Genomic DNA, 23,245 nt, shown 5'->3' on the forward strand with positions numbered 1-23,245 from the left:
CCTCGGCATCTCCTGGCTGGATGAAATGCCGATCAGACTAGCGAAGCGGTGGCTCCAGCGCTAGACCCAGCATATGCAACTTGCGTAGAGCCACGCCGAACCGCGAACTTCCGCGGGATTATGACTTTGTGGCGGTTTTGCGCGCGGGCCGCAGCGGTTTGGCGGCCGCTTCGGCAGGCCGCCCCGCGCGACGCGGCGCACGGCGGGCCGGCGCCTGCGCACTGGCCGAGCCCGATTTGCCACGGGCCGCATCGAGCTCTTTGGCTTGCGCCGCATGCGTGGCGCGCAGCGCTTCGAGCCGACCTTCCAGCACACCGGCCTGATGGCGCAAATCGCCAAGCTGCCCTTGCAGCGACTGGATTTCGGCACGCGCACTTTCCTCCGCGCGCGCCGCGCGCTTCGCGGCGGCTTCGCTATCGCGCTGCAAACGCGCAGCGGACGTGCGCTCGCGCTCAATCTCCAGCAGCGCGCGTTTCTCCGCGGCTTGCAGTCGCGTTTCGGCAAGCTCGGCGCTGGCGCGCTGTTTTTCGAGTTCGGCAGCGAAGTCCGCACGCGCCTGCGCCAACGCGGTGTCGCGCTCGCGATTGCCCTGCTGGAGGCGCTCGACCTCGCCTTCGAGCGCCTCGCGCGTAGCCACCGCCGCAGCCTGGGCCTGCTCCAGTTCCTGAATACGCACCTGCGCCGCCAGCAGGGCAGACGTGCGCTGCTCCAAGGCGGTTTCCGTGCGCGCGAGATCGCTCTGCAAACCGGTGACGGCAACTTCGGCTTCCTGGCGCGCCGCCTCGACCTCCTCGCGCAGCGCGTCGAGCGACGCCTGGGCCGAGGCCGTTGCGCGCTGCCAGAGCGCCCCGATGAGTTCGCCCGCCGCGCCCTGCAACTCCTCGGGCAAGTCCGCGTGCTCGATGCGCACACGGCTCTTCTCGCGCAACTCCGCCCAGAACTCGGACAGCACCGCCGTGGGCGTGCCCATGCTGCCGCGGCGCACGAGCTGATACAGCCGGTTCGCGGTAGGCGTTACGCCGAAGCGAAAGAACAGCAGCGCGCACACTTCGCGATACAACTCGCGCGTCTTGGGAAAGTCGGCTTTGAGACGCTCGATTTCCGCGGCGATGCGGACTTCGTCGGGGGCAATGTCGGACATGGCGAACTTTGACGGCAGTAATTTCTAAAATAATACTACGTAAACCGTCAACTTTCTACTTGTCATACCTATAAATTTGACATTAACTGTATAATGTCGCCACTTCAGCCGTCTCACCCCGTGCAAATGCCACGCAGCGTTTTGCCAGCACATCGGTCGGGTCGATCAGCGTCACACGCGCGCCGCTGGCCGATTGATACGCCCCACCGGCGAGGAGCAGTGGCAACTCGGTGCAGCCCAGAATGACCACCTCCACGCCTTCGGCAATCAAACCATCCAGCGCGGCCGCGATATCGTCGAAACACGGCCCGCTCGTGAAACCCGCCTTCACGCCCTGCTTGCCGTAGATCGCCGCCATCACACGCGCCTGCAAGGCGGCATCGGGCGCCATCTCGCGCAATCCCTGCGATTCGAGCGCCTGGCGATAGACCCCGCTTTCAATCGTCCCCGACGTCGCGAGCACGCCCACCTCGCGCAGCGCCGGAAACGCCGTCCGCAGATAACGCGCCGTTTCGGTCAGCATATTGACGATGGGCACGCCCAGATGCGGCTGGATGCGTTCGACGAACGCATGCGCCGTGTTGCACGGCATGGCGATCACATCCGCGCCGCCCTCCTCCAGCCGCTTGCACGCGGCATAGAGCGAGAGCGTGGGATCGACGCCGTCACCGATCAGGTTTTCCGTGCGATCGGGAATTTGCGGATTTTGCTCGACCAGCATTTTGATGTGGTCCTGATCGCGCGCAGCGGGCGTATTGCGCACGACCTTGTGCAGAAAATCGACCGTAGCGGCCGGACCGATGCCGCCCACCACGCCCACTTTGATGGGCTGTACCGGCACGGCACAGCGGCCCTCAATTGCATACAGTGCGTAAGCGAGATTCGCGTCGATAACCGGCACGCCGCGCGCGGCGCTTTCGACGGCGCCACGCGCGTCATCGTCCAGATCGTGCACGATGATTTGCGCGCCTTGCTCGATCAGGCTTTCGCACGCCGCCTGAACTTCGCCGCGTTCGATGCCTTGCTCACGCGGATAAACACAAGTCAACGGCAACCTCGCGTGCGTATCATCGGCATTCAGAAAGCCCACGCACCGTGCGTCAGGAAACGATTCCACCACGACACGCTGCACCGCGTCGCCCCGGTCGAGAATCTGCACACGCGCATTCGCCCTCAATTCGTCGATGAACGCAGCACTCGTGAGAGACGGCAACAACACCGTCGTCACGCCGCTTTTTTCGAATTCGCGAATCGTGTCGAATATCCGCAGTTTCCATGCGGATGAATCGAGCGCCTCGCCACGCCACGGCAATTGCCGATAGATCGCATCGAAATCCGCAGCGTCCGCGCGCGCCGATGCCAACTTCGCCAGCAGCCGGACCAACTCCGCGCCCGCCAGCGGCACGACCCCGCCAATCACACCAAACTTCCGTCCCTTCAGGCCAGCGCATTGCATCACTTCGCGTCTCCCTGCGCCTGCGGAAACAGTCCTTGCACCGATGCATCGCGCTGCGGCTCACGCGCGGCTTCCCACTTTGCGATCACGGCGGTCGCCACGCTGTTGCCGATCACGTTGGTCATCGTGCGACCCATATCGAGAATCTGGTCGATGGCGAGCACCATCGCCACGCCCGCAGCGGGCAGATGAAACATCGGCGCCACGGCGGCCACCACGACCACCGATCCACGCGGCACGCTCGCCATGCCCTTACTGCTCAGCATCAGCACGAGCAGCATGAAAATCTGCTGCGAAACCGGCATATCCACGCCAAAAGCCTGTGCAATGAAAATCGCGGCGAACGCCTGATACATCATCGATCCGTCAAGATTGAACGCATAGCCGAGCGGCAGCGTAAAACCCACCACTTTCTTTTCCACACCAAATCGTTCGAGTTGCTCCGTGAGGCGCGGATAGGCCGCTTCGCTGCTCGCCGTCGAGAACGCAATCATTGCGGGCTCGCGAATCGCCTTGAGCAAGGGCCCGACACGTCTGCCCAGAAACAGATAACCGATACCGACAAGCATCGCCCACAGCACCAGCAAGCCCAGATAAAACGAGCCAATCAATTTGCCGTACGTGTAAAGCACGTCGAGGCCGCGCAGCGTCACCGCCGAAGCAATCGCGCCGAAAACACCGAACGGCGCGGCGCGCATCACGTAATTCGTCACGCGCAGCATGACCGGCACCATGCCATCGATACAGTCGATCACGACGGCTACACGCGACTGCCGTTTAAGCGCGCCGAGCGCGAGCCCGAGAAACACCGAGAACACCAGAATCTGCAGGATGTCGTTGCGCGCCATCGCATTGAGCAGACTGGTCGGAAACGCGTGCGTGAGCACGTCCTTCACGTTGAGCGCCGCCGTGTTGAGCCCGGTATCGACTTCGCCCGTACCGGCCGTCATGTGCAACCCCGCGCCAGGTTGGAGCGCATTGGCAAGCACGAGGCCCAGCGCCAGCGAAATGAGCGACGCGCACACGAACCAGCCCACCGAACGCAGACCGATCCGCCCCACGTCCTGCCCGCTCTCCATACCCGCCAGCCCCGAGACGAGCGTGACGAACACCAGCGGCGCGATAATCATTTTGATGAGCCGCAGAAAGATGTCAGTGACGATCGAGAAATAACCGGCAATGGTTTTGGCGCTCGCGGCGTCGACGGCATGCGTATGGCAGACATAGCCTGCCGCCACGCCCAGCAGCATGCCGATGCCAATATTCAGAGTGAGGCGATTCTTCATATCCGTCCTTGAATGGCGCGCGACGAAGGCCGCGCAATCAGAACGGATGGTAAGGAGGAGAAAAAAGAGGTCGATGCCGGTCTGGCATATGCGTATGCGAAACTCGCATAACGCGTGATTTTTCCAAATGGATCAGCGACTGTCTTGTGCGACCGCGCGCAAATGCTGCCAGAGCGTATCGATGAATTCGCTGCGATTCGAGGCGTCGCGGTACACGCGCAATTCCACGTCGAGATGCCACGCGGACGGCCCTGCCGGCACCAGTTCGCCGTCGGCCAGTTCACGCGCGATCGCGCTTTTCGGCAGCCATGCAACGCCTTCGCCTTGCATCACGAGTTCCTTGAGCACCGCCGCCATGTCCGATTCGTAGTGCAGGCGCAAGAGCGGTTTCGTGGCCGCGCGCCCGAGCAGCAGCGCCACGCAGCGGCCGAAATAACTCGTCTCCGTATAGGCGATATGCGGTAAAGGCTGTTTCGCGGTGCCGGGCAAACGGTAAGCGGGCGCGGATCGCGCATTCGGGCGACTGGCAGGCAGCAAGGTGTCGAGGCCCACAGTCACGTGCTCGTATCGGGCGGGATCGAGATGCAACGGCAGTTCGGGATGGTGATACGCGAACATGAGTTCGCAATTGCCATTCACGAGCATCAAGATCGAATCGTGCACGTTGGTCGGCACCACGCGCGCGGGAATCTCGCCAACATGTTTCGCGAGCTGTTTGAGCCACGCCGGCAGAAAATTCAGGGCGATCGTATGACCCGCCGCGATTTGCAGGCTCTTTCCGCCAATCCGCTGCTCGGTACGGATGATCGCGCGCGTATCGTAGAGTTTGCTGAGCACGTCGTCCGCCGCTTCGCGAAAGAGTTGCCCGGCGGGCGTTAAAACAGGCGGAAAACTGCTGCGATCAATCAGTTCCGCGCCCACCCATTGTTCGAGCGATTGAATGCGTCGGCTGAATCCGGATTGCGTGACGTTGCGAAACTCAGCCGCGCGCGAAAAACTCTGATATTGCGCGAGCGCGATGAAGTCTTCGATCCATTTGATTTCCATGCGCAAGACCGGCGCGCCATTCGCCGCGTGCTGTGATTGAACCGCGCCATTGTACGCCCGCGTGATCGCCGAACGCTTTACGGTTCAATACGGCGAATCGATTTGCGCAAGACGCGCTGCGAGCACGTCGATTTCCCAATCGGCAAACACTTCGATGCCATTCGCGCGCAATAACGCCGCCGTGACGCCTTCGCCTGCGAACTTGTGTCCGCTGAATGTGCCGTCGTATATGAAGCGGCTCCCGCATGAGGGACTGCCGTCGATCAGCAGCGCAAAACGACAGTCGTGTTCGCGTGCGAGATCGAGCGCCGCTTGCGCGCCCGCGATAAAGCGCGCGCTCACATCGGCGCCATACTCGTCGATCACATGCGCCGCGCCTGCGAGCACGGCATCGCCCGATTGCGACTGCGCGATTTCCGCAGCCGGACGCGGCACGGAAAATCCGCCGCTCAATTCCGGACAAATCGCCACGACGCGGCCTTCACGCTGCCACGCATCGAGCGCGGCATGCGCCAGCGTTTTCGCCGAACCGTTGTAACGCACGGGACGGCCCAGCAAACACGCGCTGACCAGAATCTTGTGAGACATACGGATGCAATGCGCGGCAAGCGCTTAATCGAGCAAGGCGCTATCCAGTTCGGCGACCGGCGCGCCCAGCGGCAAGGCGTCCGATTCGCCGTCCATCAGCGCGATGCGTGCGTAAAGATCGTCCCAGTCGACTGCGAGCAGCGGCGCCGTCAAATCGCCGCGCGCGCGATAGGCGAGAAACCGCATCCAGCCGTCGAGAAACACGCCGGCACCGGGCATCAGCAAACAAGGCGGCCTCGCCATCGCGGGATAGCGCACGGCGCTTTCGTCGAGCGCGGCGCGCAATGCCAGGGTATCGGCGCCACGCGTTCCGTGATCGGATACGAACTTTTGAACCGCCGTATCGACAATCGCCATTGGCAATTCAACATAGGCGGCGCGTACTTCGCCCAGTGTGCATTGGGTCGATTTCGACGATTCTTCAGTTAATTCATTCATGCACAGTCGTTTAAACACGACCGTTCGCGCCTGAAGCGGCAAAGCATTCAACGACGTGGCGCCGTGCCGGAGCGCCTCTCTGAACAGGGGATAACGGCCCAACCAATGATCGATTTCGGACATGCATGACTCCGGCGCGGGACCGCGAGGCGTGCATCATGAAAACGGCGCCTCCTGCCCTGCTGCTGCTCTCAGGTTTTTTTATTCCAAAAACTATAACGTTGCGTCTTGCATCGCACAAGTGAAAGGTTCCGCATCATCGGTATTCATGCATTCGTCATAAAACCTGCAAGCGGAATTATTTTCGAATTTTTTTAGCGGAACACCGATTTATTTTTGGAACCAAGCCATCGAAAGCATTTCGTAAACATCGATCGCCACGCCGGCGTCGTCGCATCCCCACCCGCCGGCTCATCATTCTGGAGCCTCGATCGATGAATCATCCGAAACGCTTTCTGCTTGCCAATCTCGCGTGGTCTTCGGAGGTCGCCGCGCGCGAGCCCGAATTCTTCACGCAGCTCGCGCAAGGCCAGCGCCCGCGCGCGCTCTGGATCGGTTGCTCGGACAGCCGCGTGCCCGCCGAGCGCATCGTGAATGCGCAGCCGGGCGAACTGTTCGTCCATCGCAACATCGCGAACCTGTTCACTGCCGACGACGCCAACGCGTCGAGCGTGGTCGAGTACGCCGTGCATGCGCTCGAAGTCGAGCACATCATCGTCTGCGGACATCACCATTGCGGCGGCGTGCGCGCGGCGCTTTCCGCGCCGCTGGACGCGCTGCCGAACGTGAACCGGCGCATCGCCGGACTGCGCGAACTGGCCGGGCGTCACCGCGCCAAACTCGACGCCATCGCCGATCTCGATGCCCGCGTCGACCGTCTCGCGGAACTCAACGTGATCGAGCAGGTGCAGCGCCTCGAAGCCTCGCCGATCGTGCGCGCGGCGCGGCGTCCGCCGCAGATTCACGGCTGGGTGTTCGGTCTGCGCGAAGGCCGCCTGCTGCAATTGACCGAAGCCAGCGCGGCAGTCTGAGCAGACATTCCCATCGATCCTGAGCGCCAACGCCCGCTCATTCACGCCTTTCACGTCACCTTAGCGGACCCTTCACATGCCGAACTCCCGTCACATCGACCTCGCAAGCCTGCGCAGCGATTTATTCGCGGGCATCGTCGTCTTTCTCGTCGCGCTGCCTTTGTGCCTCGGCATCGCCACCGCATCCGGCGTCGAGCCGTTCGCGGGACTGCTCTCCGGCATTGTCGGCGGACTCGTCGTCGCCCTGCTCAGCGGCTCGCATCTGAGCGTGAGCGGCCCTGCCGCCGGGCTCGTAGTGATCGTCGTTTCCGCGATCGCCTCGCTCGGCAGCTTTTCGGCGTTTCTCGCCGCCGTGCTGATCGCGGGCGTCTTGCAGTGCGTGTTCGGCATGCTGCGCGCGGGGCAACTCGCGAGCTTCGTCCCGGTGCCGGTCATCAAAGGCATGCTCGCGTCGATCGGTCTGCTGCTGATCGTCAAACAGGTGCCGCTCGCCGCCGGTTTGTCCGAGGGTTTGTCCGCTTCCGCCGCGTCGCTCGCCACGCCCTTCGGTGCGGTGCTCGTGCCCGCGCTCGTGCTGGCCGTGGTCTGCGTGATCCTGCTGTTCGTCTGGGAAACGCCGCGCGCGAAACGCTACGCGCTCGTGCGCATCGTGCCGGGACCGCTAGCGGTCGTGGCGCTGGGCATCGCGGCGACGCTCGCGCTCGACGCCTTCGCGCCTGCATTCGCCTTGCCGGGCGAGCAGCGCGTGGCGCTCGACGCGCTGCAATCGTTCGACACGCTCGCGGGCGCGCTGGCGTTTCCGGACTTCACGCAACTCGTCGATGCGGACGTCTGGCGCGTCGCGCTCACGCTCGCCGTGGTCGCGAGCCTCGAAACGCTGCTGAGTCTCGAAGCCGTCGAGCAGATGGACCCGCAACGCCGCCGCGCGTCGCCCGATCGCGAATTGAAGGCGCAAGGCGTGGGCAACATCGTGGCGGGCGCGCTCGGCGGCTTGCCGATCACCGCCGTGATCGTGCGCAGCTCCGCGAATCTGAACGCGGGCGCACGCACGCGTCTCGCGGCGTTCGTGCACGGCGCGCTGCTGCTCGCGAGCGTGTTCGCGCTGACCGCCGTGCTCAACCTGATTCCGCTCGCCTGCCTCGCCGCGATTCTGATCCAGACCGGCTACAAGCTCGCCAAACCCGCACTCTTCGTCTCGATGATGCGCGAAGGCACCGACCGCATCGTGCCGTTCGTGGCCACGATCGTGGGCGTGCTCGCGACGGACTTGCTGATCGGCATCGGTATCGGCATTGCGGTGAGCATGCTGCTGGCCATGCGCGCCAATCTCGACGACACCTTCGCGCTCGCCGAGCACGACGACCATTATCTGCTGTCGTTTCGCAAGGACGCGTCGTTTCTCGCCAAGCCGATGCTGATGCGCTGCCTCGCGCGCATTCCCGACCACGCGACGGTGTTGATCGACACGGAACGCGCCGATTTCGTCGACCGCGATATCCGCGACACGCTCGAACGCTTTATCGCCGACGCGCCGCGCCGAAGCATCGCCGTGGAAAACGTCCAGTGGCCGCGCCTGAATTCGACGCCGAAAAAGCGTTTGCCGTGGGCGCGTTCGCCAGGCGCGACGTCATAAAAAAAGCCGGGTATCGCTACCCGGCTTTTCTCCCCGTTTAAAGCGCTTATTCGAAATGCTCGCGCAACCATTTCTTGTTCAGTTTGCCGACGCTGGTTTTCTCCAGCGCCTCGACAAACTTCACGACCTCCGGCACCGCGTATTTCGAAATCGTCCCGTTCTCGCTGAACTTGAGCACGTGCTGTTTGAGTTCATCGGCCGTGACGGGATTGTGATCGGCGCGCAGCACGACGAGCGCGGCCGGGCGCTCACCCCATTTGTCGCTCTTGATGCCGATGACCGCCACTTCCGCCACGGCGGGATGCTGCGAAATCAGGCTTTCCACTTCCAGCGACGAGACCCATTCGCCGCCCGACTTGATCACGTCCTTGATGCGGTCGGTGATCTGCAAATAGCCGTCCGCGTCGATACGCGCCACGTCCTGCGTATGCAGATAACCGCCTTCCCATAGCGTGGCCGACGCTTCCGGATTGTGCAGATAGCCTTGCGTGAGCCACGGCGCACGCACGACCACTTCGCCGCTCGCGCTGCCGTCGTGCGGCAGATCGCGCATTTCCGTATCGACAATCCGCAGATCGACGAGCGGAATCGGCAAGCCCGTGCGGCAACGCAAACTCACTTCCTCGTCGAACGAAAGCGCTTCCTTCTGCGGCTTCAATTGCGCGAGCGTGAGCACCGGACACGTTTCCGACATGCCGTAGCCCGTGAAAATATCGATGCCGCGTTCGAGCGCCGCGCGCGCGAGACCATGCGGCAGCGCGCCGCCGCCGATCACGACTTTCCATTTGCTGAAGTCGGCGGATCTGGCCTGCGGGCAATTCAGCAGCATGTGCAGAATCGTGCCCACGCAATGCGAGAACGTCACGCCTTCGTCGCGCAGCAATTCGACCAAACGGTCAGGCACGTAGCGCCCCGGATACACCTGCTTCACACCCAGCACCGTGGCGATATACGGCATGCCCCACGCGTGCACATGGAACATCGGCGTGATCGGCATATACACGTCGCCGCGATGAAAACGCTGGCCCGATTCGGGACTCGTCAGCGCCGCCATCACCGTAATCGTATGCAGCACCAGTTGCCGATGCGAGAAATAGACGCCCTTGGGCAAACCCGTCGTGCCCGTTGTATAGAACGTGGTGGCGCGCGTGTTTTCGTCGAAGTCGGGGAAGTCGTAGTGCTCGCTGCACGATGCGAGCAATTGCTCGTATTCGCCGGCGAATTCCAGACCGTGCGTATCGCTGACGTTGCCGTCGTCGTCGATCAGAATCAGCGTGCGGACCTTCTCCAGCTTGTCCCGAATCGCCGCGAGCACGGGCAGAAAATCCGCATGGACGAGCAGCACTTCGGCGCCCGCGTGATTGATCGTGTAGGCGATCTCGCTTTGCGACAGACGGATATTCACCGTTTGCAGCACCGCGCCCATCATCGGCACGGCAAAATACGCTTCCAGATAACGATGGCTATCCCAATCCATCACTGCAACCGTGGTGCCAAATTGCGTGCCCACGTTTTTCAATGCGTTCGCCAGCTTGCCCACACGCTGACCGAATTGCGCATACGTAATGCGCGTCGTGCCGCGATAGACGATTTCCTGGTTCGGCGTTTGCTGCAACGGCGTGAGCAGCAAGCGTTTGATCAACAAGGGGTACGAATACGCCGATGCCATCGTTTCGCTGGAATGGTCGTGCATCGCTGTCTCCATCTTGGGATAGTTCAATTGCGGTGTTCAATGCAGACATGCCGCAGCGCGCGCTGCGGCATGTCGATATGGCCGGTTTAGCGGGATCGACGAAAAACGCGAAATACGCCGCGTTTAAGCCGCGTTCTCGAAGATCGCCGCGATGCCCTGGCCGCCGCCGATGCACATCGTCACCAGCGCATAACGGCCGCCGATGCGTTGCAGTTCGTGCAGCGCCTTCACCGTGATGAGCGCGCCGGTCGCGCCGATCGGATGGCCGAGCGAAATGCCCGAACCGTTCGGGTTCACCTTGGCCGGATCGAGGCCGAGTTCCTGCGTCACCGCGCACGCTTGCGCCGCGAATGCTTCGTTCGATTCGATCACGTCGAGATCCTCGACGCGCAGGCCCGCGCGCTGCAGCGCGAGACGCGTGGCCGGCACCGGTCCGATGCCCATGTAGAGCGGTTCGACGCCCGCATGCGCGTAGGCGACGAGGCGCGCCATCGGTGCGAGGCCGCGCTGTTCGGCAGCTTCGCGCGACATCAGCAGCACGGCGGCCGCCGCGTCGTTGATACCCGAGGCGTTGCCCGCCGTCACCGTGCCGTTTTCCTTCGCGAACACCGGCTTGAGTTTCGTGAAGTCTTCGAGCGTGGCGTCGGTGCGCAGATGTTCGTCGGTGTTGAACACGACTTCGCGGCCCTTCACGGTGCGCGTGACCGGCACGATCTGGCCCGCGAAACGGCCTTCGGCGATCGCCTGCGCGGCGCGGCGATGCGATTCGAGCGCCAGCGCGTCCTGACGCTCGCGCGAAATCTCAAAGCGGCGCGCGACATTCTCGGCGGTCACGCCCATCGGCACCGTATCGAACGGATCGTTGAGCGCGCCGAGCATCATGTCGATCAGACGCGCGTCGCCCATGCGCGCGCCAAAACGCGCGTCGGGCGCGATATAGGGCGCGCGGCTCATGTTTTCCGCGCCTGCGCCGATCGCCACGTCGGCGTCGCCGAGCAGAATGGTTTGCGCCGCCGAAACAATCGCCTGCAAGCCCGATCCGCACAGACGATTGACGTTGAACGCGGGCGTCGATTCCGGAATGCCCGCGTTGATCGCGGCCACGCGCGAGAGATACAGGTCCTTCGGCTCGGTGGCGATGACGTTGCCGAACACGACGTGCCCCACGTCGTCGGCCTTCACGTTGCTGCGCGCCAGCAGTTCGCGCAGCACGATCGTCCCGAGTTCGGTCGGCGCCACGTCTTTCAGGCTGCCGCCGAACTTGCCGATTGCGGTGCGTACACCGCCCACTACGACGACTTCTTTGCTCATGTCTCTTCCTCGTTTGCTGGTCTGCGCAACAGCGCTGCGCACGCGTTACATATTCGGATAATTCGGCCCGCCGCCACCTTCCGGCGTGACCCAGACGATATTCTGCGTCGGGTCCTTGATATCGCAGGTCTTGCAGTGCACGCAGTTCTGCGCGTTGATCTGCAGACGGTCGCTGCCGTCGTCGTTCTTCACGAACTCGTAGACCGCCGCCGGGCAGAAGCGCGCTTCCGGACCCGCATACGTGCGCAGATTCACATCGACCGGCACCTTCGCATCTTTGAGCGTCAGATGCGCGGGCTGATTCTCTTCGTGATTCGTGTTCGAAATAAACACAGAAGAAAGACGATCGAACGTGAGCTTGCCATCCGGTTTCGGATACTCGATCGGCTTGCACTGCGACGCCGGACGCAGCATCTCGTTGTCGCGATGCTGATGATGCAGCGTCCACGGCACATTGCCGCCCATCAGCTTCTGCTCGAGCCCGACCATCAGCGTGCCGAGGTAGAGGCCCTTGCTCATCCACTGCTTGAAATTGCGCGCCTTGTACAGTTCCGTGTAGAGCCACGACTGCTTGAACGCTTCCGGATACGCCGTCAGTTCATCGCTCGTGCGACCGGCCTGCACCGCGTCGAACGCCGCTTCCGCCGCGAGCATGCCGGTCTTGATCGCCGCGTGACTGCCCTTGATGCGCGCCGCGTTCAAAAAGCCCGCGTCGTCGCCGACGAGCGCGCCGCCCGGAAACACGAGCTTCGGCAGCGACATCAAACCGCCTGCGGTCATGGCGCGCGCGCCGTACGAAACACGCTTGCCGCCTTCGAGATATTTGCGGATCGCCGGATGCGTCTTGTAACGCTGGAATTCCTCGAACGGCGACAGATACGGATTCGTATAAGCGAGGCCGACGACGAAACCCACCATCACCTGGTTGTTGTCGATGTGATAGAGGAACGAGCCGCCGTACGTATCGTTTTCGAGCGGCCAGCCGGCGGTGTGAATCACGAGACCCGGCTGATGCTTCGCGGGATCGATTTCCCACAGTTCCTTGATGCCGATGCCGTAGACCTGCGGATCGGCGTCCTTGCCCAGCTTGAGTTTCTCGTTCAGTTGACGGCCCAGATGCCCGCGCGCGCCTTCGCAAAACAGCGTGTATTTCGCGTGCAGTTCCATGCCGAGCTGGAAATTCTCGGTGGGCTCGCCATCCTTGCCGATGCCCATGTTGCCCGTGGCGACGCCCTTGACCGAGCCGTCGTCGTTATAGAGCACTTCGGCGGCCGGGAAACCCGGGAAAATCTCGACGCCCAGCGCCTCGGCCTGCTGACCCAGCCAGCGCGTCACGTTCGCGAGGCTGATGACGTAATTGCCGTGATTCTTGAAGTTGTCCGGCAGCGCCCAGTTCGGCACAGCCTTAGCCCCGGTTTCGGAAAGAAAAAGGAACTTGTCCTCGGTCACGGGCACGTTCAGCGGCGCGCCCTGGGCTTTCCAGTCGGGAAAGAGTTCGTCGATTGCGCGCGGATCCATGACCGCGCCCGAGAGGATATGCGCCCCGATTTCCGAGCCTTTTTCCAGGACGCATACGCCGATTTCGACGCCTTTTTCCGCTGCGAGCTGCTTCAGGCGGATGGCCGCGGACAGCCCGGCCGGGCCGCCGCCGACGACCACGACGTCGTATTCCATCGACTCGCGTGGGCCGTATTGGGCGACCAGTTCATTCGCATTCATGCTGTGTCTCGTGTGTTTTCTTTTTTCATCATGCCCGCATTACATCCGCTTGCGACGACCGGTTTCAGAACTGATCCTCGGCGAGCGCGAGCACGCCTTCGCCGCCTTGCGCGCCCACAATCGCCGTGGCGAGACCGCCCGCCTGCGAAAGCACGTGCTCGGCATAGAAGTGCGCCATCGCGATCTTCGCACCGTAAAACGCGGGGTCTTCGTCATGCTTGCGTTGCGCCGCGAGCAGCCCGCGCGCGAGTTGCCAGCCGCACAACACGATGCCCGCGAGTTTCAGATACGGCACGCTGCCCACGAACACGGCGTTCGGATCGCGCTTCACATTCTGTACCACGAAATCCACCACCTGCGCGAGCGCGTTCGCACCCTGCTGAAGTTGCGCGCGCATCGAAACCGCCGCCGCGCCGCTTGCACTGCCGAGCGCTTCCACCGTCTGCGCGACCTCGTCGAGCAGCGCCTTCGCCACCGCGCCGCCGTCGCGCGCCGTCTTGCGACCGATCAGGTCGTTCGCCTGGATCGCCGTGGTGCCTTCGTAAATCGCGAGAATACGCGCGTCGCGATAATGCTGCGCCGCGCCCGTCTCTTCGATGAAGCCCATACCGCCATGCACCTGCACGCCGAGACTCGTGACGTCGTTGGCCATTTCGGTGCTCCAGCCCTTCACGATCGGCACGAGGAATTCGTAAATGGCCTGGTGACGCGCGCGCACCGCTTCGTCGGCGTGACGATGGGCGATGTCGCAATGCGCCGCCGCCACGTATGCGAGCGAGCGTGCGCCTTCGGTGAGCGAGCGCATCGTGGCCAGCATGCGGCGCACGTCCGGGTGATGAATGATCGTGACGGATTCTTTCGCCGAACCGTCGACGGGGCGGCTCTGCACGCGGTCCTTCGCATACGCGAGCGCCTGCTGATACGCGCGCTCGGCAATCGCGATGCCCTGCGTGCCCACGCCGAAGCGCGCCGCATTCATCATCACGAACATGTATTCGAGGCCGCGATTTTCCTCGCCGACCAGATAGCCGGTCGCGCCGCCGTTGTCGCCGTATTGCAGCACCGCCGTGGGGCTCGCCTTGATGCCCAGCTTGTGCTCGATCGACACGCAATGCACGTCGTTGCGCGCGCCGAGCGAACCGTCTTCATTGACGAGGAACTTCGGCACGATGAACAGCGAAATACCCTTCACGCCCTCGGGCGCGTTCGGCACCCGCGCCAGCACGAGATGCATGAGGTTCTCGGCCATGTCGTGCTCGCCCCACGTGATGAAGATCTTCGTGCCGAAGACCTTGTACGAGCCGTCCGACTGCGGCTCGGCGCGCGAGCGCACCAGCGCGAGGTCGGAGCCCGCCTGCGGCTCGGTGAGGTTCATCGTGCCGGTCCACTCGCCCGAGATGAGCTTCGGCACATAGCGCTGCTTCTGGTCCTCGCTGCCGGCCGTAAGCAGCGCTTCGATCGCGCCGTCGGTCAGCAGCGGGCACAGCGCGAACGACAGGTTCGCCGCGTTGAGCATTTCGTTGCACGGCGTGCCGATCAGCTTGGGCAAGCCCTGGCCGCCGTATTCGGACGGATGTTGCAAACCTTGCCAACCGCCCTCGGCGAACTGGCGGAACGCATCCTTGAAACCGGGCGTGGCGGTCACTTCGCCGTCGTGCCAGCTACTGGGATTGCGGTCGCCTTCGACATTCAGCGGCGCGAGCACTTCCGCGCACAGCTTCGCAGCCTCTTCGAGCACGGCCTGCGCAGTGTCGAAACCGGCCTCTTCGTAGCCCGGCAGTTCGGCGATAGTGTCGATGCCGGCGAGCTCTTTCAGCACGAACAGCATGTCCTTGACGGGGGCGTTAAAGCTCATGGCAAACCTTTCGATCACACGTTGAATGAGAAAGACCGTGACGGCTGGGCGCAATGCCCGGCGCGGCCGGTCATGTTCATCAAATCGTAGCCTCAAAGGCGCGGGCGGGGACTGTCCGATCCGGCCCATCTAGTGACAAATCTGGCCACGGCGTGACGCAGCGCACCATGCGCGGCAAGGCACCCAGGGTCAACCCGAAGCAATATTCGTGTGAAATCGGGGCTCAGGCGCGCCCGCGATAGGTGCCCGGCGTGCTGCCGGTCCAGTGGCGAAACGCGCGATGGAACGCGCTCGGGTCGTCGAAACCGATATCGGCGCCGATGGCCGCAATGGTGTCCTGCGTGTCGGTCAGACGCTGGATTGCGATATCGCGACGCAATTCGTCCTTGAGCGCTTGAAACGCGGTGTCTTCGGCGGCGAGGCGGCGGCACAAGGTCCGCACCGAGCAATGCAGATGCTCGGACGCCGCCTCGATCGTCGGCAGATCCGGCAGCGTGCTGGCGAGATACTGACGCACCTGATGGCTGACCAGTTGCTCGCTGAACGATTCGAAGATCCAGTCGCCCGGCGAGCGCGCGAGAAATTGACGCAGATTGCGCTTGCTCTGACGAATCGGCATGTCGAGATACGCCGCGCTGAAACGCAGCAGCGGCGCTTCGCAACCGAAGCGCACCGGCCCCGAAAAGAAGTAGCGATGATCGGCGGCGTGCGGTTGGCGCGCACATGCGAGTTCCACTTGCAGCAGCGGGATTTTCTGGCCGATGAGCCAGGACGACACGCCATGCGCGAGCTTGAGCATCAGTTCCTGGCCGAGCGGGCCAATCGGTCCGAACGCCGGATGCGGACGCAGTTCGACCTGCGCGACGAGTTCGCTGCGGCGCGACTCGACGCGGAAATCGTCGAGCACGATATGGAAGAACTGGCCGAAGCGGTGCAGCGCCGTTTCCAGATTGCGCGCGTCGAGCAGGCTCAGGCAGAGGAACTTGAGCGTGCCGCTGCGAAACGGGCGGCTGAAAATGCCGGGCATTTCATCGTCGAGTTCGATTGCGAGCATGCGATAGAGCGTCGAAAACTGCTCCTCGGTCACGCGCGCGCCGGGTTCGTCGAGCAATTCCTCCGGAATGCCGGCCTGCTGCAGATAGCGCTCGACCACGTCCGGCCGCGCGCGGGCGGCGGCGAGAAAACCCAGGACGAGTGAGATCGGGACGGTGGAGCCGGGTAATTGCATGCCTGGTCGATCTGGCGGCGGCGCCGGAGCGGAATCGTTTCGGAGCGTTCGAACGGTGAATGCGCACGCGGCGGCGCGCGGAATCGATTTTACCTGTTGGCGATGCGTTTGCGCCGTGCTTGCGCCCTGATTGCGGCAGGTTTGCCGCGATTCGGCCGGCGTCGGGCGACGCTGAACAGGCGGGCAGCGTCAGGCCGTGTAAGGCGAGCCAGGGCGACTCCCCCTAAAGAATCGGCCGTGCGCTGCCGTTATCCCAAACAGGGGCTTCATCTGCGCGTTTTGCGGACGATGCCCGGACCGCTTCGCCGCACCGCTCAACGTCGAGGACACGCCTCCATGCAGATTCAGCCCACCAGTTCCGCCACCTCGACCATCGCCACGACCGCCAGCGGCGCCAGCGCGAACACGTCGAATACGTCGAACGGCAATAACAGCGCCACTTCGTCGAACGCTTCGAGCGACACATCATCGTCGAGCAGCACGTCGAGCACGACGTCGACGACTTCGACTTCGAAAAGCGGCGGCGGAGGTGGAGGCGGCGGTGGCGGCGGTTCGTCGTCGAGTTCGAGCAGCACCACGACGGCCATCGATCAGCTTAAGGCGCTGATCAAGGCGCTCGAATCGCAGCTCGCCTCGTTGCCGAAGAATGGCGGTTCGGCGCAGGCGACGAGCAGTACGACCAACGCCAGCGATGCGAACAACAACGCGAATGCCGATTCGAACAACAGCACGACCGGCGCATCGCAATCCACGAGCACCGGCGGCGCCGCCAAATCGAGCCAGGATGCGACGCTCAGCGCGGCCAACCAGCTCGAAGCCGCGATCCAGACGGCGCAAGCCGAACTGGTTCAGTTGATGCTCGCGAGCGGCCAGAGCACGGGCGGCCTGATCTCGACGACAGCCTGATCGCAGGCACGCACGATCTACAGGCGTGCGCGCCAGGTTCAGCGCGCCGCGCCGCGCACGCCCATGAACAGCGCGTACACCGACGACGTCGCCGTCACAAAAAGCCGGTTGCGATTGAGCCCGCCGAACGTGAGGTTCGACACCACTTCCGGCAGCAGGATCTTGCCGAGCAATTCGCCTTGCGGCGAATAGCAATGCACGCCGTCCTCGGCGCTGGTCCAGACATTGCCCTGCTCGTCGACGCGAAAGCCATCGGGCACGCCGTTCTGAATCGAAACGAACACGCGCGAATTCGACAACGCGCCGTCGCGCACATCGAATACGCGGATATGGCGCGGGCCGCCCTCCACGTGCGAAGCGCCCGAATCGGCAATATAGAGCAGCGATTCGTCCGGTGAAAACGCGAGCCCGTTGGGCTTGACGAAATCGTCGGTCACGCGCCGCGCCTCGCTCGCGCCGGTTTCGAGCGCATAGACGTGACAGCCGCCGATTTCGCCTTCCGCGCGAAAGCCCTCGTAATCGCTCATGATTCCGTAGTCGGGGTCGCTGAACCAGATCGTGCCGCGCGAATCGACGATCACGTCATTCGGCGAGTTGAAACGGCGGCCCTGATAATGCGACGCGAGCACCACCACGCTGCCGTCGTGTTCGGTGCGCGAAATACAGCGCCGTCCGTGCTCGCAGGTCACGAGGCGGCCTTCGTTGTCGCGCGTATTGCCGTTGCTGAAATTCGCGTTGGCGCGAAACACGCCGACACCCGCACCGGGCGCCCAGCGCATCATGCGATTGTTCGGAATGTCGCTCCAGAGCAGCTGATCGGCGGCCGGAAAATACACCGGCCCCTCGTTCCAGAGACAATCGCCCGCGATCTTCTGCAACGGTGCGTTCGCCTGAATCAGCCAGCGAAAGCGCGCATCATGGATTTCATACTCGTTCTTGTTCATTCGTCATCCTGACTGATCGCGCGCTTTCGATCGCGTTGCGCGGCTAGTGATGCCCGTGATCGCGTTTGGGCAGTATGTGCAACTCGTCTTCCAGATAAGTCTGCACGATCGCGCGGAACGTGGTCTCGCCGCTGAAGCCCAGCTTTTTGGCGTGGCGCACGTTCCAGCTCGACGGCCAGCTGCTGACGATGCGCTCGATCGTCTCGTCCGGCGCCCATTCGATACGGGCCACAGCCTTCGGCCCGGCGAACTGGCTCAGCGTTTCGACCATTTCGTCGACGGTCACGCACACGCCTGGCAGATTCACCACACGCGTATGACCGAGCGCCGCCGCGTCGATTTCCGCGCCCACCACGATGTTTTCGATCGCGATACGCGGCGACAACAGCCACACGCGCGTCGCGCCGCTCACCGGCACCACGCTGATCTCGCGATTGAGCGGCTCGCGAATGATGCCGCTCGCAAACGACGACGCCGCGCCGTTCGGCTTGCCCGGCCGCACGCTGACCGTGGGCAGACGCAGCACGCGCCCGTCGACGAAACCGCGCCGCGAATAATCGCTCAACAGCAGCTCGGCCATCGCCTTCTGCGTGCCGTACGACGACTGCGGATTGAGCGCGGTATCGTCCTGCACCTCTTCGGGAATGTCGCCGCCATAGACCGCCACCGAACTCGTGAACACGAGGCGCGGCGCATGGCCGCGCGCGCGGCACACTTCGAGCAATTCGCGCGTGGCATCGAAATTGATGCGCATGCCGAGCTCGAACGCCGCCTCGGCCTCCGCGCTCAGAATCGCGGCGAGGTGGAAGATCACGGCCGTCTCGCCGTCGATCACGCGCTCCAGCACGGCGCGCTCCGCAATATCGCCTTCCTCGATGCGCACGCGCGGATCGTCGGGGCCTTCTGCGCGCGTCACGTCGAGGAGCACGATTTCGTCGATGCGCTGCTGCACGCCGCCAATCTTCAACGACTCGCGCGCAAGCAGTTCGCCCGCGAGTCGTTGGCCGAGAAATCCTGCACCGCCGGTAATCAGCACTTTCATAGTCGAACGCTCCGTTCAAGCCTGATGGAATGCACCGCGTACCGCGCACGCACGAACGACTGCCTCAGGCGCGCGCCTTCATCGCACTTTGACCGTGTTTTATCGCGGTTTCATCGCGGTTTCATATAAGGCCGGATCCAGCCGAGCCCGTCCGACGCTTTCGCGCGCGGCCAGTACTCGCAACCGATCCAGCCGGTATAGCCCAGTTCGTCGATGAGCGAAAAGAGCCACGGATAATTGATTTCCCCGCTATCGGGCTCGTGCCGCTCGGGCACGCCCGCCACCTGAATATGCCCGATCCGCGCGATATCGCGCTTGAGCTTGACCGCGAGGTCGCCCTCCATGATCTGGCAGTGATAGCAATCGAACTGCACCTGCAGATTGGCCGCGCCGATTTCGGCACAGATCGCGTGCGCGTCGTCCTGACGATTGAGCAGATAGCCCGGCATGTCGCGCGTGTTGATCGGCTCGATCAGAATCGTGATGCCTTCGCCGCGCGCGGCCTGCGCCGCGTAGTCGAGATGCTTCAGATACAGCTCGCGCTGCTGCGCACGCGTGTCTTCGGAAGCGACGATACCCGCCATCACATGCAGCTTGCGATTGCCGAGCACGCGCGCGTAATCGAGCGCCTTGTCGATACCGCGGCGGAATTCGTCCTCGCGGCCAGGCAGCGCGGCGAGACCGCGTTCGCCTGCGGCCCAGTCGCCGGGCGGCGCGTTGAAAAGCGCCTGCGCGAGGCCGTTTTCTTCGAGCCGCGCCTTCACTTCGGCGGCGGGATGGTCGTACGGAAACAGATATTCCACGGCGTCGAACCCATCGTGCGCGGCGGCGGCGAAGCGGTCGAGAAACGCGTGCTCGTTGTACATCATCGTGAGATTCGCGGCGAAGCGAGGCATCTAGACACTCCGGTAACGGATGCGGGCGCAATCCAGCATGCTAGCGAGATTGGCGACGCCAGTGAAGTCCTCGACGCAATGGCTGGGCGAATGCACGGGCAAGGAAGCGGGGGCGGGAGTGTGGGCGTTCATGAGGCTGCGTGGCCCGTCACGCTCGACGCGGCAGCGACGACTGCGCAGCCGCAGCGCATGAGCGGGAGCATCGGCATGTCCTGGCCCATCATACAAATCGGTGCGCGAACGCAGCCATTCGCGATAACCCTGAGACCGGTAACATGCGTGCGAACGACGTGACCGATCACGCATTTTCCGGCGCATCATGCGCCCATTTGCAGCGATTTCGCCGGAAAAACAGCAAGAATGCGCGCGGCGAGGTGTTCTACCTGTACCATTGAGTCTCGCGCGCGGCGATACGCCTCGCATCGAGCTGCTGCTATCCAGCCGTTTCCCGGTGCTTCGTCGCGCCTCTTCGCCCTCTTTCGAACTACCCGCCTCAACTTCTTCTGCCGGTGATTTCCCTTTCTCGACTTCCGCTCCTCGTTTCCGCCCTCCTGCTCGCCGGCCTGACGGCCACGGCGAGTTTCGCCGCAACGACGCCTCGGCATCGCGCCGATCCGCATGTCCACGCGGCCGCCAAGAAGAAGAAAATCACCCGCAAGCCGCGTTCGGCGCAGCGCACCGTGCCCGCGCTCGCCGCGGCGAAAACGCCTGATGCGAAGCGCCGCGGCAAGCGCGCGAAAACGAAGCCGTTGCCGCACGGGCATGCCGCTCACCGTTCGATCGCGCAAAGCAAGTCGCACGTCAAGCCGCATGCGAAGGTGCACGCGAAGCCGCACGTTAAGGCGCATCCGAAAGCCCACGTGAAAGCGCCGGCCAAACGTCACCACGCGAAACCGCCCGTCACGACCGCGCAAACCGAGTCGCCGAATTTCGCGCCGACAATCATTCCGTACGTCGCGCCGCAAACGAGCGTGTCGACCACCGCATCAGCCACCGAGGGTCCGCATCTGCTCGCGCGCTGCGGCTACACGCCGGCTTCACGCAAGCGGCTTTTCTCGCGCTCGGTGTTCATCGTCGACGAACAGACGCACACGCCGCTGTTCGCGCGTAACGCCGACGCCGTCGTGCCCATCGCCTCGGTGTCGAAGCTGATGACGGCCGTGGTCTGGCTCGACCAGAATCACGCGCCGCTCGCGCGCCGCATCGACGTGACCGACGCCGATCTCGACACGCTCAAGTTCACGCATTCGCGACTTACCGTTGGGTCGAGCCTCACGCGCGCGAACATGCTGCATATCGCGCTGATGTCGTCGGAGAACCGCGCGGCGTCGGCGCTGTCGCGCGACTATCCGGGCGGCCAGCCCGCCTTCGTCGACGCAATGAACGCGAAGGCCGCGAGCCTCGGCATGCCGCACACGCACTTCGTCAACGCCACGGGACTCTCGCCGCAAAACGTCTCGACGGCGCGCGAACTCGCACGGCTCGTGCGCGCGGCCAACGGCTACCCGCTGATCCGCCGCTATTCCACCGATCATCAGGAACGCGTGCCCACGGGACGCGGGCAGCTTCAATATGTGAACAGCAACCGCCTCGTGCGCTACAACCGCGTGCAGGCGAGCTTGCAGAAAACCGGCTTCATCAACGAGTCGGGCCACAACATGGTCATGCGCATGATGGTGCACGGCCGCCGCCCGGTGATCGTCACGATGCTCGGCAGCGCGAGCGCCGAAGGCTCGCGTCTCGACGGCGAGCGCATCCATCACTGGCTCAACTGTTCGCTGCGTTAAAGGCGAACCCGCGCGTCCGCGTGCGTGAGAACCCACGCGGACGCGCCGTGCCGAACCGGCGTTACTCGTTCGACCCGGTGTAACGCACCACTTCCACCCAGTTCGCGCCCTTGTCCACGGGCACCTGCCCCGTTTCTTCGAGCGCGCCCGTTTTCGCATCGATGCGATACACGCTCATCTGCGTCGACAACTGGCCGACCGCGAACAGCCAGCGCCCCGACGGATCGATATTGAAGCCGCGCGGCTGCTTCTGCGTGGCATAGGTGCCGATGCGCGCGAGCTTGCCGGTCGCGCGATCGACGCGATAGGCGCCCAGCGTGCTCGACGTGCGCTCCGACGTGTAGAGAAATTGCCCGTCGGGCGTCAGGTGCAGATCCGCGCCCCACGGCTTGTCGCCATGAAAATCGGCGGGCAGGATCGAGACGGTCTGGATCGGCTTGACCGTATCGTGCGCGCGGTCGAACGCGAGCACGTGCAGTTTGCCGTCGAGTTCGTCGATCAGATAGACGAAGCGGCTGTCCGACGAAAACACGAAATGGCGCGGCCCCGACTTCTCGGGCAGCGCATACGCGGGCGCGGCGTCCTCGGTCAATTGACCGGTCGTGGCGTCGAAACGCAGGCGCAGCCACGCGTCGGAACCGAGCACGGACGCAAACGCGTAACGGTTGTCCGCCGACGTGCGGATCGCGTGCGCCATCGGCCCGGTCTTGATCGTCTGCTGCACCTCGCCCGCCACGCCGTTCTCGCCGATGCGGTTCACCGCAAGCTGGTTGCCGCCATACGAGGCCGACAGCAGATAGCGGCCGGTCGCGTCGGTCGAGAGATAGGCCATGCTTTCGGCGAGCGGCGCGCGGCCGAGTTCGGCGAGCCGCCCGTCGAGCGGATTGATCGCGAAGCTCACCACGCGATACGGCTGCGAGCGCAGACCGGCGTACAGACGGCGATGATCGGGCGAGAGCGTCATCGGCATGACCGTGCCGCCGACCGGCACCGTCTCGACGGCGGCGAGCGTGCCCGCGCTTTCGTCGACGCGAAACACCGAGATGTTCTGGCTATCCGCATTCGACACATAAACAAAGGTCGCCGCGTGCGCCGCCACCGCGCCCGCGACGCCCAGCACCGCGCCCATCACTGCCTGCGCCATTTTCTTCCTGTTCAAATTCGCCTCCCCGGGCTGTTGTAGTCGGGGGCGCCACTGTTAACATCATCACCGCGGCGCCCGTCATGTTGTCGAACAACTTGGC

The 23,245-nt window shown here is 63.6% G+C and carries 20 protein-coding genes; 4 read left to right on the plus strand and 16 right to left on the minus strand.

Annotation, left to right across the window (positions count from 1 at the left end; genetic code table 11):
- Positions 1–118 precede the first annotated feature (118 nt).
- From G5S35_RS36425 to G5S35_RS36450, 6 genes are all read right to left on the minus strand, one after another.
- Positions 119–1,141 (minus strand): DNA-binding protein, encoded by a 1,023-nt coding sequence (locus G5S35_RS36425; protein WP_183040250.1) that lies wholly within the window; start codon positions 1,139–1,141, stop codon positions 119–121.
- Between the two features lie 82 nt (positions 1,142–1,223).
- A complete protein-coding gene (gene cuyB / locus G5S35_RS36430) occupies positions 1,224–2,561 on the minus strand; it encodes a cysteate racemase (RefSeq protein ID WP_420874554.1) in 1,338 nt (445 codons plus the stop codon).
- A gap of 35 nt (positions 2,562–2,596) precedes the next feature.
- A complete protein-coding gene (locus G5S35_RS36435) occupies positions 2,597–3,883 on the minus strand; it encodes a dicarboxylate/amino acid:cation symporter (protein ID WP_183040251.1) in 1,287 nt (428 codons plus the stop codon).
- A 132-nt stretch (positions 3,884–4,015) separates the two neighbouring features.
- Positions 4,016–4,930 (minus strand): LysR substrate-binding domain-containing protein, encoded by a 915-nt coding sequence (locus G5S35_RS36440; protein WP_074986809.1) that lies wholly within the window; start codon positions 4,928–4,930, stop codon positions 4,016–4,018.
- 84 nt (positions 4,931–5,014) lie between these two features.
- Entirely contained in the window at positions 5,015–5,518 is a 504-nt protein-coding gene (locus G5S35_RS36445) for a 2-thiouracil desulfurase family protein (RefSeq protein ID WP_074986808.1), read from the minus strand.
- Positions 5,519–5,542: 24 nt separating this feature from the next.
- Positions 5,543–6,079 (minus strand): hypothetical protein, encoded by a 537-nt coding sequence (locus G5S35_RS36450; protein WP_124263343.1) that lies wholly within the window; start codon positions 6,077–6,079, stop codon positions 5,543–5,545.
- Positions 6,080–6,390: 311 nt separating this feature from the next.
- On the opposite strand from G5S35_RS36450, the gene G5S35_RS36455 reads away from it, so the two are divergent.
- Both G5S35_RS36455 and G5S35_RS36460 read left to right on the plus strand, forming a co-directional pair.
- On the plus strand, positions 6,391–6,987 hold the full coding sequence (locus tag G5S35_RS36455; RefSeq protein ID WP_074986807.1) for a carbonic anhydrase: 597 nt from the start codon (positions 6,391–6,393) through the stop codon (positions 6,985–6,987).
- A 76-nt stretch (positions 6,988–7,063) separates the two neighbouring features.
- Positions 7,064–8,620: a SulP family inorganic anion transporter gene (locus tag G5S35_RS36460; RefSeq protein WP_110328918.1), complete on the plus strand. Its 1,557-nt coding sequence runs from the start codon at positions 7,064–7,066 to the stop codon at positions 8,618–8,620.
- A 46-nt stretch (positions 8,621–8,666) separates the two neighbouring features.
- Here G5S35_RS36460 and G5S35_RS36465 read toward each other — a convergent pair whose 3' ends face one another.
- From G5S35_RS36465 to G5S35_RS36490, 6 genes are all read right to left on the minus strand, one after another.
- Positions 8,667–10,313: a fatty acid--CoA ligase gene (locus G5S35_RS36465; protein WP_065059170.1), complete on the minus strand. Its 1,647-nt coding sequence runs from the start codon at positions 10,311–10,313 to the stop codon at positions 8,667–8,669.
- 123 nt (positions 10,314–10,436) lie between these two features.
- The gene (bktB, locus tag G5S35_RS36470; RefSeq protein ID WP_065059169.1) at positions 10,437–11,624 is read right to left on the minus strand and encodes a beta-ketothiolase BktB; all 1,188 of its coding nucleotides are present in this window, start codon (positions 11,622–11,624) and stop codon (positions 10,437–10,439) included.
- A gap of 45 nt (positions 11,625–11,669) precedes the next feature.
- Positions 11,670–13,343, minus strand: coding sequence for an electron transfer flavoprotein-ubiquinone oxidoreductase (locus G5S35_RS36475; RefSeq protein WP_080180484.1), 1,674 nt, complete (start codon positions 13,341–13,343; stop codon positions 11,670–11,672).
- Positions 13,344–13,407: 64 nt separating this feature from the next.
- Positions 13,408–15,198, minus strand: coding sequence for an acyl-CoA dehydrogenase (locus G5S35_RS36480; RefSeq protein ID WP_110326054.1), 1,791 nt, complete (start codon positions 15,196–15,198; stop codon positions 13,408–13,410).
- A 223-nt stretch (positions 15,199–15,421) separates the two neighbouring features.
- Entirely contained in the window at positions 15,422–16,426 is a 1,005-nt protein-coding gene (locus tag G5S35_RS36485) for an AraC family transcriptional regulator (protein WP_065063566.1), read from the minus strand.
- A gap of 344 nt (positions 16,427–16,770) precedes the next feature.
- A complete protein-coding gene (locus G5S35_RS36490) occupies positions 16,771–17,013 on the minus strand; it encodes a hypothetical protein (protein WP_183040252.1) in 243 nt (80 codons plus the stop codon).
- 49 nt (positions 17,014–17,062) lie between these two features.
- On the opposite strand from G5S35_RS36490, the gene G5S35_RS36495 reads away from it, so the two are divergent.
- Positions 17,063–17,332: a hypothetical protein gene (locus G5S35_RS36495; protein ID WP_065063562.1), complete on the plus strand. Its 270-nt coding sequence runs from the start codon at positions 17,063–17,065 to the stop codon at positions 17,330–17,332.
- A gap of 38 nt (positions 17,333–17,370) precedes the next feature.
- On the opposite strand, the gene G5S35_RS36500 is transcribed toward G5S35_RS36495, so the two are convergent.
- From G5S35_RS36500 to otnI, 3 genes are all read right to left on the minus strand, one after another.
- Positions 17,371–18,276: an SMP-30/gluconolactonase/LRE family protein gene (locus tag G5S35_RS36500; RefSeq protein WP_074984879.1), complete on the minus strand. Its 906-nt coding sequence runs from the start codon at positions 18,274–18,276 to the stop codon at positions 17,371–17,373.
- Between the two features lie 43 nt (positions 18,277–18,319).
- The gene (gene denD, locus G5S35_RS36505) at positions 18,320–19,318 is read right to left on the minus strand and encodes a D-erythronate dehydrogenase (RefSeq protein WP_110326060.1); all 999 of its coding nucleotides are present in this window, start codon (positions 19,316–19,318) and stop codon (positions 18,320–18,322) included.
- A 110-nt stretch (positions 19,319–19,428) separates the two neighbouring features.
- On the minus strand, positions 19,429–20,214 hold the full coding sequence (gene otnI, locus G5S35_RS36510; protein WP_065063556.1) for a 2-oxo-tetronate isomerase: 786 nt from the start codon (positions 20,212–20,214) through the stop codon (positions 19,429–19,431).
- Positions 20,215–20,723: 509 nt separating this feature from the next.
- Between otnI and G5S35_RS36515 the strand changes: the two genes are divergently transcribed.
- Positions 20,724–22,001, plus strand: a complete 1,278-nt coding sequence (locus tag G5S35_RS36515) for a serine hydrolase (protein WP_237181847.1) — start codon at positions 20,724–20,726, stop codon at positions 21,999–22,001.
- 61 nt (positions 22,002–22,062) lie between these two features.
- Here the strand turns inward: G5S35_RS36515 and G5S35_RS36520 are convergent, their stop codons facing one another.
- On the minus strand, positions 22,063–23,145 hold the full coding sequence (locus tag G5S35_RS36520) for a lactonase family protein (protein ID WP_183040697.1): 1,083 nt from the start codon (positions 23,143–23,145) through the stop codon (positions 22,063–22,065).
- Positions 23,146–23,245: the final 100 nt, after the last annotated feature.

Origin of the sequence: Paraburkholderia tropica (assembly GCF_014171495.1) — a bacterium.
In the GTDB taxonomy this organism is placed as follows: domain Bacteria; phylum Pseudomonadota; class Gammaproteobacteria; order Burkholderiales; family Burkholderiaceae; genus Paraburkholderia; species Paraburkholderia tropica.